Origin of the sequence: Streptomyces sp. 13-12-16, assembly GCF_002114215.1 — a bacterium.
Lineage (GTDB): Bacteria > Actinomycetota > Actinomycetes > Streptomycetales > Streptomycetaceae > Streptomyces.
The window spans coordinates 1-11,415 of record NZ_NCTE01000010.1; the positions used below are offsets into that span (position 1 = coordinate 1).

Annotated in this window: 12 protein-coding genes; 9 read left to right on the forward strand and 3 right to left on the reverse strand. The window is 71.6% G+C overall.

Going from position 1 to position 11,415, the window contains the following annotated elements:
* The 3 genes from B7767_RS00545 to B7767_RS00555 all read right to left on the reverse strand — a co-directional run.
* On the reverse strand, positions 1–502 hold a 502-nt coding region (locus B7767_RS00545; protein ID WP_256923272.1), incomplete at its 3' end, for a condensation domain-containing protein.
* A 170-nt stretch (positions 503–672) separates the two neighbouring features.
* Positions 673–879 (reverse strand): MbtH family protein, encoded by a 207-nt coding sequence (locus B7767_RS00550; protein ID WP_085570329.1) that lies wholly within the window; start codon positions 877–879, stop codon positions 673–675.
* A 139-nt stretch (positions 880–1,018) separates the two neighbouring features.
* Entirely contained in the window at positions 1,019–2,092 is a 1,074-nt protein-coding gene (locus tag B7767_RS00555) for an amidinotransferase (RefSeq protein WP_085570330.1), read from the reverse strand.
* Between the two features lie 504 nt (positions 2,093–2,596).
* Between B7767_RS00555 and B7767_RS00560 the strand changes: the two genes are divergently transcribed.
* From B7767_RS00560 to B7767_RS00600, 9 genes are all read left to right on the forward strand, one after another.
* Entirely contained in the window at positions 2,597–3,595 is a 999-nt protein-coding gene (locus B7767_RS00560; RefSeq protein WP_085570331.1) for a class I SAM-dependent methyltransferase, read from the forward strand.
* A gap of 51 nt (positions 3,596–3,646) precedes the next feature.
* The gene (locus B7767_RS00565) at positions 3,647–4,138 is read left to right on the forward strand and encodes a VOC family protein (protein WP_085570332.1); all 492 of its coding nucleotides are present in this window, start codon (positions 3,647–3,649) and stop codon (positions 4,136–4,138) included.
* Positions 4,135–5,085 carry a hypothetical protein gene (locus tag B7767_RS00570; protein ID WP_085570333.1) on the forward strand — a complete coding sequence of 317 codons (951 nt, stop codon included), beginning with the start codon at positions 4,135–4,137 and terminating at the stop codon, positions 5,083–5,085. Before B7767_RS00565 ends, B7767_RS00570 begins: the two co-directional genes overlap by 4 nt.
* A complete protein-coding gene (locus B7767_RS00575) occupies positions 5,082–5,984 on the forward strand; it encodes an LLM class flavin-dependent oxidoreductase (protein ID WP_085570334.1) in 903 nt (300 codons plus the stop codon). The genes B7767_RS00570 and B7767_RS00575 overlap by 4 nt, the downstream gene beginning before the upstream one ends.
* Positions 5,981–6,847: a PhzF family phenazine biosynthesis protein gene (locus B7767_RS00580; protein WP_107485714.1), complete on the forward strand. Its 867-nt coding sequence runs from the start codon at positions 5,981–5,983 to the stop codon at positions 6,845–6,847. The genes B7767_RS00575 and B7767_RS00580 overlap by 4 nt, the downstream gene beginning before the upstream one ends.
* A 20-nt stretch (positions 6,848–6,867) precedes the next feature.
* Complete coding sequence (locus tag B7767_RS00585) at positions 6,868–8,658, forward strand: gamma-glutamyltransferase family protein (protein ID WP_085570335.1); 1,791 nt, start codon at positions 6,868–6,870, stop codon at positions 8,656–8,658.
* 183 nt (positions 8,659–8,841) lie between these two features.
* Positions 8,842–9,870, forward strand: coding sequence for an iron-containing redox enzyme family protein (locus tag B7767_RS00590; RefSeq protein ID WP_085570336.1), 1,029 nt, complete (start codon positions 8,842–8,844; stop codon positions 9,868–9,870).
* A 4-nt stretch (positions 9,871–9,874) separates the two neighbouring features.
* A complete protein-coding gene (locus tag B7767_RS00595) occupies positions 9,875–10,171 on the forward strand; it encodes a CDGSH iron-sulfur domain-containing protein (RefSeq protein WP_085570337.1) in 297 nt (98 codons plus the stop codon).
* Between the two features lie 112 nt (positions 10,172–10,283).
* Positions 10,284–11,415, forward strand: a 1,132-nt coding sequence (locus B7767_RS00600; protein ID WP_218775761.1) for an MFS transporter, incomplete at its 3' end; no start/stop codon positions are given.

The window sequence follows — 11,415 nt, forward strand, 5'->3', positions numbered from 1 at the left end:
GGACCCGGATCGGCTCGAACGGGCGGCCGAGGTCGTCGGCGCCCTCGACGAGCCTCGTGTAGAGGTCCGCGACCCGGCCCGCGACGAGGGGGAAGCTGAAGCCGTCGCTGACGAGGTGATGGCACCCCTGGTACCAGTGGAAGCGGTCGTCGGCCACCCGGAAGAGGGCGTAGCGGGCGAGCGGGTCGGTCAGCGGATCGCGCGGTCTGCGGAGGTCGGCCCGCATCCACTCCAGGGCGGCGTCCTGCGGGTCCTCCTCGTCCCGGACGTCGATGTGGTGCAGCGTGTGCCGGACGGACGGATCGACGGCCGCAGTCAGCACTCCGTCGTCCTCCGAGAAGCGCAGCCGCAGAGCCTGTGCCTCCTGGACGGCCCGCCGCAACGCCTCGTCGAACAGCGCGACGTCGAGCGGGCCGGTGATGTCCAGGTACTCACCCACGTTGAGGATCGGGCTGTCCGGATCGAACCGCTGGGCGTACCACATGCCCCGCTGGCCTGGCATCAGGCCGACGGGCTCAAGACGGCGTTCTGACATCTCACACCCCAAATCAGGCGGCGTCGGCGGCCATGGTCGGCGGCTGCGACGGTGCGGCCTCCGTGCGGCGGCGGTCACCGGTGCACGGGCCGTGGGCCGCCGAGGCGGGCGTTCGGTCCGCCCCGGTCACGGGTGGTTCAGGACCCGGCGGCGATCAGCCCGGCGGGGCGCATGTCGGTCCAGTGCTCCTCCACGCAGCGCAGGCACGCGTCACGGTCGTCCTCACCGCGTACCACCAGCCAGCCCGCCGGTACGGCCGCGAAGGCCGGCCACAGGGAGTGCTGGCCCTCCTCGTTGCGCAGCACGAGGAATCGCCCTTCCGGGTCGTCGAACGGATTGGTCACGGAAACTCCTTCGAATCAGGCGTCGGAGCATTTCTCCTGGTGGAGCGTGTGTGGGGCATGGCCGGCCGTTCGGTGCGGAGGGTGACGGGCCCGGTGTTCCGCGGCTCGCTCGGGTTCCTCCGGATCCGCACGAGGCTCCTCAACCCAGGTAGGAGTTGAGTCCGCCCCGGCGGCGGACGTCCAGCGTGGCGCAGTGGAAGGAGCCACCGAAGCTGTTGAAGTGGCGGAAGTTGCACGGGATGGGCGTGAAGCCCCAGTTCTTGAGCGCGGTGATCATCGGCTCGTCCTGGCGTTCCACCACCACGCGCTGCTCGTCCAGCATGAGGAGGTTCATGTTGATCCACTTGCTCGTCAGATAGAGCGGGTGGGCGTCGGGGATCACCGGTTCCGGGGCGCGCAGCACGTCCCAGCCCCGGAAGAGGTCCGGTACCCGCCGCACCCGGTCGGGGTGAACGAGCAGCTTGCCGGGGGCCAGCGGCATCAGGGTCGCGTCGATGTGCATGGGGTGCGCGTCGTCGAACTCCAGGACGTGGATGCGGTAGCGGTCGCCGAGGTGGCGGCGCAGCCACTCGATGCCGAAGGTGTTGGTGACGTTGCTCCGCTGCGCGATGATGTCCCGGCCGCAGCGGATGAAGTCGGCCGCGTCGAAAGTAGGTTCGAACTCGGTGACGACCAGGCGGACCGGCTCGCCGTCGCCCGGCTCGGTCCATTCGTGGTCGTAGAGCTCGTCGCGCAACTCCGGCTTGGGCCCGGCGCTCCACTTCGCGCCGCCGTGGAAGTACTCCTTGAGCAGGGGCCGGTAGGCGAGCGTCTCGTGGTACCGCGAGCGCCAGGCCATGGGGCACTCGATAATCTCGTCACCCACCACGAGCAGCGCGTCCCGCGGCATGGCCGCGTACATGCCGGTGCTGGCCCACTCGCCGGTGGAGTAGGGGCGGCGCTGGGGCATCTGCTCCGGACGGCGGACGGTCACGCCTTCCGCTTCGAGTATCCGGACGAACTCCTCCAGTTCCGCCCGGGCGGCCCGGATCAGTTCCAGAGGGAACGAGCGGCCGGCGTTGCGGCGGAACGCCTCGTGCCGTCCGACCGGAAGAACGGGTTCCATGGAGAAGTGCCAAGTCGGGAAACTCGCGCCGTCGACGATGCCGACGATGACTTCCTCAAGCGGGTCCCACTCCGTATGGGAGCGGACCGGGCCCGCGTCGCGCTGCACATACTGTGTTTGCTGGTGCTGTGTGGCTAATCCGTCTTTCGCCGGTGCAGGATCGTCCCATTCCACTTGATGTCCCTCGTCCAGGGGGTGCACGGAATTCATCGACCTGAAGCGCAAGCCTGGCGGAGAGGCGGGAACGGTCGGCTGAGTCACTGCCGGAAAGGGCTGGTCAAACCCTGACTGTCCACAGTCTCCCCGCCAGAATACCGCGGATGCCTGACAGTTGACTACGATGCATTTCCCCTGGCATCTTCGTCAACCCTGCGGTCGTTGTTGTGTACAGCGCTTGATGTGACGGCCCGGAATGGGGGAGCATGGCAACGTAGCGGACATCCTGCGCCTCGGGACAACGGACCCGAGCCTCCGCTCGAAGATCACGCGCTACCGGCCCTCACGATCGGACCACGTACCGGCCGGGCGAACTGCCGAAAGACGATCAACGGCTCTCAAGATCCTGTTGGCTCGTGAACCTGCGCGACTCAAAAACATTTGGGGGAAGTCGGTATGACTACCGGTGACGCCGAAGCGTCGGTGGCCCGTATCTTCAATTCGGCAGTGGCCGCCTCGGCGGTGGGTGCGGCGTGGGAGATCGGGGCGTTGGACGAGTTATCCGACCACGGCATTCTCGATGTCCACAAGTTCGCATCCGAAAAACATCTCGACTTCACGGCGGCACTCGCTCTCTTCCGGGCGTTGGCCGCCGTCGACATAGTGGAACGTGACGACGCGAAGGTCGTTCCGGCTGCCAACTTCGCCGAGACCTACCGCGCCCGCTCCTTCTTCCACTGGCTCTCCCGGGGCAGCGCCGACCTGTTCCGGCGCATGCCGGAGGTCCTGGCCGCCGAGAACAGGGTGGGAGACTTCCACCGGCGGGACAGCGCGGCCATCGCGTACGCCTGCCGGGAGATCAGCACGTTCTGCTACGACCCCTGGTTCCGGAAGGCGGTCGACGGGATCGACTTCGAGGTCACCGCCGTCGCGGACCTGGGATGCGGTAGCGGGGAACGCGTGCTGCAACTCCTTCGCCGTTTTCCCGCGGCCCGCGGGCTGGGCGTCGACATCGCCCGCCCCGCCCTGGCGTCGGCCGCCGAAGCAGCCACCGCGGCGGGACTGGCCGACCGTGTTCTCTTCGTGGAAGCGGACGTGCTCGCGATGGAGCCCCGTGAGGAGTTCCTGGAGGTGGAACTCCTCACCTCCTTCATGATGGGGCACGACTTCTGGCCGCGGCAGAGTTGCGTCGCCACACTGCGGCGGCTGCGCGAGCTGTTCCCGGGCACCCGCCGGTTCCTGCTCGGTGACGCCACCCGCACGGTGGGCATTGCCGATGACGAGATCCCGGTATTCACCCTGGGCTTCGAGGTCGCCCACGACCTCATGGGCACCTTCATCCCCACTGTCGCGGACTGGGAATCCGTTTTCGAGGAGGGCGGCTGGCTCCTGCGCCGCAAGCACACGATCGACCTGGCGGTCGGAGAAGTGATTTTCGAACTGGAACAGCTCTGACCGGAGCGGTGCTCACCACGGCCACCCGCACCGGACCGCCGAAGGAGAATCATGAAGGCTCAGTCAGTTCCGCCGGTTCCCCCTCTCCCGCACACGTACCTGCACCACATCGCGGTGCAGACGACCGACCTCGACAACTGCACCGCCTGGTACCGCGACTTCCTCGGCTGCCGGCGCACCTGGGCGACGGACCGGTTCTCCGACCTGACGGTGAGCCGCCTGCCGGGCATCGTGCGCATGGCCGAACTGGTGCACGGAGACACCCGCTTCCACCTCTTCGAACGTGCCGCCTCCGGCGAAGGCCGGCCCCACCCGCACGAGACGCAGTTCCAGCACGTCTGCATGGCCGTCGACTCCCCGGACGCCCTGCGCCGCTGGCGCGGCCACTGGTCGGAACTGGCCCGTTCCGGCCGGTACGAGTTCTCCCTGCCGGACCCGCCCACCGACGTCGTCATGGACGACGACGGGGTGGAGAGCTTCTACTGCCTCGACGTCAACGGCCTGGAGTTCGAGTTCACCCACGTCCCGGCGACCGCCTCGTGATCCCCGGCGCCGCTGCGGCCCTCGCCCTTCCCGGTACCGGGAGCTGGGACTTCAGCGACTACCCCTACGGCCTGGAACCGCTGACCCTCCCGCACCCGGGGGAGCCGTACGCCACCGGCGGATGCGTACGGCACGCCGACGTGACGCAGGTCTGCCGGGCCCTCCACACCCGCGCGGACGAGGGATTCGAGATCACCCGGCCCGCCGTCGGGCACACACTGGAGCGGCTGTTCTGGTTCCGCTGGATCACCGGCCACCAGATCTCCTTCGTCATCTGGCGGCTGCTCGCCGACGCCCTGGCCCGGCTCTCCGCGGGAGAGGGCGACCGGGAGGAGCTGTCGGCGGAGATCACCCAGCACGTCCGCGGATACTGCGGGATGCTGCTCTACACCGGCTCCTGCGACCGCGCCGTCTACAACGGCACCATCCGGCCGAGCATGTACCGCCTGCACAGCACCTTCAGCGGCACGTGGGCCCCCGACTACCCGGCCGTTCGCAGCCTTTTCCGCGGGCGGAGGGTGCCGCCCGTCGCGGCCTCGCAGGTCGACGCGCTGGTGCGGGAGGTACGACTCAGCAGCCAGATCCACCTCGGCGTGGCCTCGAAACTCGTCACCGGAGGGCGCTCCCTGCTCCAGCGGTCCGTCGCCGACCGGGACACCGCCCAGCCGCGGATGTGGGGCGCCGTCTTCGACTGCTACTTCCTGACCCTGCGCGCCCCGGTCTCGTTGTCCGAGGTCGCCTCCCAACTCCTGCGAAGGCAGAAGGCCGTCGCCATGGACCTGGTCGCGAACGGCCTCTACCCCGCGGCCGGCAGCGACGAGGTCCCCGAGGAACTGCGGCAACCGGACGTCCTCGCGTGCGAGGAGGACCTGACCGACTCCCTCTTCCGGATTGCCCGCCTGGCCGCCGGGCTGCCCCTCGACCGTGCACGGGCGGCAGCCCGGTGAGCGGGCTGCGGCACGGCGTGGTCCTGCTGCCCGAGCACCGGTGGGCGCGGGCACGGGAACTCTGGGCCCGGGCGGAAGCCCTCGGCTTCGACCACGCGTGGACCTACGACCACCTCACGTGGCGCACCCTGCGCGACAAGCCGTGGTTCGGGACGGTGCCCACCCTCACGGCGGCGGCGACAGCCACCTCGCGCATCCGCCTGGGCACCCTGGTGGCCAGCCCGGCCTTCCGGCATCCGGTGACGTTCGCGAAGGAGCTGACAGCGCTCGACGACATCTCAGGCGGCCGGCTCGTCTGCGGGCTGGGCGCCGGAGCGGGCGGCCACGACGAGGAGGTGCTGGGCTCGAAGCCGCCGTCGCCCTCCCAACGTGCCGGACGGTTCGAGGAGTTCGTCGAGCTGACCGACCTGCTGCTGCGGTCGCCGGTGACGGACTACACGGGCAGGTACTTCACCGCCGTCGACGCGCACACCGTCCCCGGGAGCGTGCAGCGGCCGCGGGTGCCGTTCGCCGTCGCTGCCACCGGCCCCCGCGGCATGCGACTGGCGGCCCGGTACGCCGACATCTGGGTGACGGCCGGGCAGCCCGGCTGGGGCGAGCCCGCCCGCTACGACCACGCCGTCACGCACCTGGCCGGCCAAATGCGTGCGATGGAGGAGGCGTGCGCCGCCATCGGACGTGATCCGTCCACGCTGCGTCGCCTGGTGGTGACCGGGGCGATGATCCGCGACGTCTCCGACTCGGCCTCCGTCTACCAGGACGCCTGCGGACTGTTCGAGGCCGCCGGCTTCACCGACGTCGTCATCCACTGGCCGCGGGACGGCTTCCCCTACCAGGGCCGCATCGAGGTACTGGAGGACATCGCCCAGGCCGTGCTCGCACCCGGAGGCGCCCCGTGATCCGCTACGAGGTGGTCGACATGTTCACCGACCGCCCCTTCGCCGGCAGCACCCTGGCGGTCGTCCCGGACGCCGACGGCCTGTCCACCGCGTCCATGAGCGCGATCGCCGCGGAGCTCAACGCCGTGGAGACGGCGTTCGTGCTGCCGGCCACGGCACCGGACGCCACCTACCGGGTCCGGGTGTTCACCCCCACCGCGGAATCCTCCGGGGGAGGGCACTCCTGTGTCGGCACAGCGGCGACGCTGGTACGGCTCGGTGCCGTCCCGGCCGGGCGTGTGGTCCAGGAATGCGGGCCGGCCCGGCATGTCCTGACCGCACAGGCCGACCGTGCGACGCTCACCCTCACCGGACCGGCTCCGGGCGCCGACCTCGACCCGGCACCGCTGCTCGCGGCAGTCGGACTCACCTCCGAGGACGCGTCCGGCGGGAGACCCCGCGCCGAGGGCTTCGGAACACCCTTCACCTTCCTGCCGGTACGGGAGGCGGCTCTCGCCCGGGCGGAGCCGGACCCGGCCCGGATGGCCGCCGCCGCGCTCCCCGCCCTGTGCCTCCTCAACTGGGACGGCTCCCGACGCGCCGCCCGGACCCGGCTCTTCGCCCCCGGCTTCGGCATCGCCGAGGACCCGGCGTGCGCACCGGTGGCCGCCGCCCTCGGGCTGTGGCTGGCCGGAACCGGCCGGCTGCCCACCGAGCAGGACAGCCACGCCTACACCCTCCACCAGGGCGCCGAAGCAGGCCGGCCCGCCCTGCTGGCGTGCACGCTCACGGTGTCGGACGGCTCCCCTCCGCAAGCCGCCGTGACGGGCCGCGTGACGGCGGTCGCCCACGGCCGGATCACCGCCCCGCACGCCGTTCAGTGACTCCCCTGGAAGGACCCCCTGTGCTGCTCCGCCCCCAACTGCACGGTACTCACGGCGCCGTCTCCTCCACCCACTGGCTCGCCTCGGCGGCGGGAATGGCGATGCTCGACCGCGGTGGCAACGCCTTCGACGCCGCGACGGCTGCCGCCCTCGTCATCCAGGTCGTGGAACCCCACCTCAACGGCCCCGGCGGGGACGCCCCGATCCTGGTCCACGACGCGGCGAGCGGCAGGGTAGAGGTCGTCTGCGGGCAGGGCCCGATGCCCGCGGCGGCCACCGTTGACGCCTTCCGGCAGCGTGGGCTGGACGCCGTCCCCGGCTCGGGACTGCTGGCGGCGTGCGTGCCGGGCGCATTCGGCGCGTGGATGAGGCTCCTGCGTGACCGCGGGCGCCTCCGGGTCGAGGACGTGCTGCTGCCCGCCATCGGGTACGCCGAGGACGGGTATCCGCTGCTGCCCAAGGCCGCCGAGATGATCAGCGTGATGGCTCCGCTGTTCCGCGACGAGTGGACCGAGTCCGGCCGCACCTATCTGGACCACGGCACCGCACCGGCGGCCGGATCCCGGATGCGCAACCCCGCCCTGGGACGGACGTTCAGACGCATCCTGGCCGAGGCCCGAGCGGCCGGACCCGACCGCGAAGCCCAGGCCGAGGCCGCACGGACGGCCTTCTACCAGGGTTTCGTCGCCGAGGCCGTGGACCGGTACATGACCACCGGTGCGGCCGTCGACGCCACGGGCCGCAGGCACGGCGGCCTGCTCACAGGAGAGGACCTGGCCTCGTGGCAGCCGCCCGTGGAGACGCCCGCGTCGTTCGACTACCGCGGCCACCTGGTGCACAAGCCCGGACCGTGGTCGCAGGGTCCGGTCTTCCTCCAGCAACTGGCGCTCCTGGAGGGCTTCGACCTGACGGCCATGGGGTACGGCAGCGCCGACCACCTGCACACCGTCGTCGAGTCGGCGAAGCTCGCCTACGCCGACCGAGAGGCCTGGTACGGCGACCCGGTCCACGCCGACGTGCCCCTGGCCGCCCTGCTCGACCGCGACTACGCGGCGAAGCGCCGCGAGCTCATCGGGCCCGCCGCGTCCGGAGTGCTGCGTCCGGGCTCACCCGACGGCCGCCCCCCGCACGTCCCCGAGTGCCTCGACCGCTCCGGAACGCCCACCGATCCGGACTGGCTCTCCCAACTGCACAGCGGCATACCCACCGTGCTGCTGCGGACCGCGGCCAAGGGGGACACCACCTGTGTCACCGCCACCGACCGGGAGGGCAACATGGTCGTCTCGACGCCCAGCGGTGGCTGGCTCAAGAGCTCCCCCGTGGTGCCGGGCCTCGGCTTCCCGCTCGGCACCCGAGGACAGATGGCATGGCTGGTCGAGGGGCATCCCAACGCCCTCGCGCCCGGCAAGCGTCCGCGCACCACGCTCAGCCCCACCCTCGTACTGAAGGAGGGACGCCCCCACCTCGCCTTCGGCACACCGGGCGGGGACCAGCAGGACCAGTGGACGCTGCACTTCCTCCTCAACCACGTCGACTTCGGCATGGCACCGCAACAGGCCACGGAGGCGACCACGTTCCACACCGACCACGTCCCCACCTCGTTCACACCACGCCAGTCGCGTCCGCTCGCCCTGGTGGCCGAGCACGGCTTCGGCCAGGCCGTGCTGGAGGAGCTGGGCCACCGCGGCCACGAGGTCCGCGAGGTCCCGGCGCAGACCCTCGGCAGGGTGTGCGCGACGGGCGTGGACGACGGCGGCGTGGTCGCCGCGGCCAGTCCGCGCGGGGGCCAGGCATACGCCGTCGCCCGGTGAGCGGAGGCCGGGGGAGGGGGCCGCCCGTGCACCCCGCACTCCGCACAGGAGACACCGATCCGGCCTCCCACGGACGACACCGGCTGCCCGCGCCGGCCCGCCGCCCGCTGTCCGCCGCTGTTCTCCCGACACCCGCCCGACGCACGCCGTACGAAGCAAGAGACCACCGAAAGCAGGTAGACGATGCGACTGCCCCCGGCCCGCGGGCCCGTCAGCGACCGGCTGATCGGCATGCTGCCCACCCCGCCCTCCCGCGCCCGGACCGCCTTCGACCCCCTGCCGGACCGGGGCGCGAACGGCGCGGCAGCCGACGAGGACCTGCAACTGGCGCTCCACGTCTGCTACGAGCTTCACTACCGGGGCTGGGAGGGTGTGTCCGAGGAGTGGGAGTGGGACCCCGGGCTGCTGGCCCTCCGGGCGTCCCTGGAGCAGCGATTCGAGAGGGACCTGCGCACCGGCGTCGCCGCCCCCCTGCTCCGCGACGCGGACACCGGCGGCGGCGTCGCCGAGGCGCTGAAGCGGCTCACCGAGCAGGAGCACGGACCGCCCCTCGCCGCTCACCTGCAACGCGACGCCGGCGCCGAGGAGTTCCGGGAGTTCGTCATCCACCGATCGCTGTACCAACTCAAGGAGGGCGACCCGCACGCCTGGGCCGTCCCCCGGCTCGCCGGGCCGGCCAAGGCGGCCCTGGTGGAGATCCTGGCCGACGAGTACGGAGGCGGCAGAGCGGAACGCATGCACGCGGAGCTGTTCCGCCGGACCATGCGCGGACTGGGCCTGGAAGACGCCTACGGCCACTATCTCGCCCGCGTGCCCGCAGTCACCCTGGCCACCTCCAACGCCATCTCGCTGTTCGGGCTGCACCGCCGGCTGAGGGGCGCGCTCGTCGGCCACCTGGCGGCCTTCGAGATGACCTCGTCCCTGCCCAACCGCCGCTACGGCAACGGACTCCGGCGGCTCGGCGGCACCCCCGCGGACACCGCCTTCTACGACGAGCACGTCACCGCGGACGCGGTGCACGAGCAGATCGCCGCCCACGACGTGTGCGGGGCCCTGGTACGGGCCGAGCCCGCGCTCACGGAGGACGTCCTGTTCGGTGCCGCCTGCGCGCTGGCCCTGGGCGGACGGATGTCCGAACACCTGCTCAGCCGGTGGCGGCAGGGCATCTCCTCCCTGCTCACCGAGAGCCGGCCCTGCGTGTCGGAGGTGTGAGGCCATGACACCGTTCCGCCCTCGCCGCACGTCGCCGGCCGACGGCACCTGCCGCAGCCCCGATCCCGCGGAGGCGCTGCCCGCCGCCACCGTGACCGTGTACCCCGACGGGCCTCTGCTGCTGCGCGGCGACGCCGAGATCCGCCTGCCCAGCGGGGAGGTACTCGCCGCACCGGGGCGCACGGTGGCGCTCTGCCGCTGCGGGCGGTCCGCTCTTCCCCCGTTCTGCGACGGGACCCACAAGGCCGGCGGGTTCCGGGCTCCGCTGCCGACGCCCCAGTCCCCGGCAGACCCCTCGTGAACGCCGGCCGGTGTGCGAGGGTGCCCGCATGACGTTGCTGCCAGGGCGTCGCGGGACGCGTCAACCAAGCCGCCCGGGGCGGAAGTTCACGTTGCTGTGGTCGGCGTCGTGGGTGTCCTCGGTCGGTGACGGGATGCGGGAGGCGGCGCTTCCCCTCCTCGCGGTCTCGGTGTCCGCCTCACCCGGTGCCGTCGCGGTGGTCGCAGCCGCCGGGACTCTGCCGTGGCTGCTGGTGTCGCCCTTCAGCGGAGCCCTCGCGGACCGGCTCGATCCCCGGTGGCTGATGATGTCCACCGACACGCTACGGGCGATGGTGGTGGCCGGGTTCGCCGTGTGGACGCTCGCCGGAAGCCCGCCGCTGCTGGCCCTCGCGCTGGTTGCCTTCGCGCTCGGCTGCGGTGAGACTCTCTTCGACAACGCGGCCATGTCGATGCTGCGGGACGTGGTCCCCGCCGACCGGCTCGACCTCGCCAACGGCCGCCTCCAGGGCAGCCAGATCGTGGGCGGCCACTTCGCGGGACCGCTGCTCGGATCGGCGCTGTTCGCGGTGGCCGCCGGACTGCCCTTCGTCGTGGACGGGCTCACCTTCGCCCTTGCTGCGGTGCTGCTCGCCGTCATGGGCCGCTCCGGCCGCCCGGCGCCCGTGCAGGGCCGGCAACCGATACTGACCGAGATCGGGGACGGCGCCCGCTGGCTCTGGAACCACCGGGGACTCCGCCTGCTCGCCGTGGTCTGCACGGCCGCCACCCTGGCCTTCTACCTCGGCGTGACGCTGCTCGTCCTGTTGGTCACCCGGCACCTGGACGCGCCCCCGCTGCTGTACGGCGCGGTGCTCGCAGCCGGTGCCGTCGGCGGTGTCCTGGCCGGCTTCGGAGCCGGACGGCTCAGCAGCCGGCTGGGGCTGCGTTCCCGCATTGGCCTGGCATTGGCCTCCATGGCGGTGTCGCTGCTCGTGATGGGCCTGGGCACGTCGGTGGTCCTGGTGGCGGCGATGTACGCGGTCGCCAGTTTCGGTGTGGTCACCTGGAACGTGCAGGTGATGACGCTTCGGCAGCGTGTCGTCCCGCGGGAGCTGTTCGGCCGCGTCAACAGCAGCTACCTGCTGGCCAGCCGGCTGGGGATGCTGACCGGGGTCACCCTCGCCGGATGGATCGGGACCGCCCTCGACGTCCGCGCCCCCCTCTTCCTCGGCGGCGCCCTCCTGCTGCTCAGCCTCGCCGCCGTTCCCCGCCTGGCCGGTCTCG

Bases quoted from the DNA above. Each gene is read 5' to 3' on its own strand.
- B7767_RS00560 (WP_085570331.1), top strand. From the start codon at position 2,597: ATGACTACCGGTGACGCCGAAGCGTCGGTGGCCCGTATCTTCAATTCG.
- B7767_RS00565 (WP_085570332.1), top strand. From the start codon at position 3,647: ATGAAGGCTCAGTCAGTTCCGCCGGTTCCCCCTCTCCCGCACACGTAC.
- B7767_RS00590 (WP_085570336.1), top strand. From the start codon at position 8,842: ATGCGACTGCCCCCGGCCCGCGGGCCCGTCAGCGACCGGCTGATCGGC.
- B7767_RS00595 (WP_085570337.1), top strand. From the start codon at position 9,875: ATGACACCGTTCCGCCCTCGCCGCACGTCGCCGGCCGACGGCACCTGC.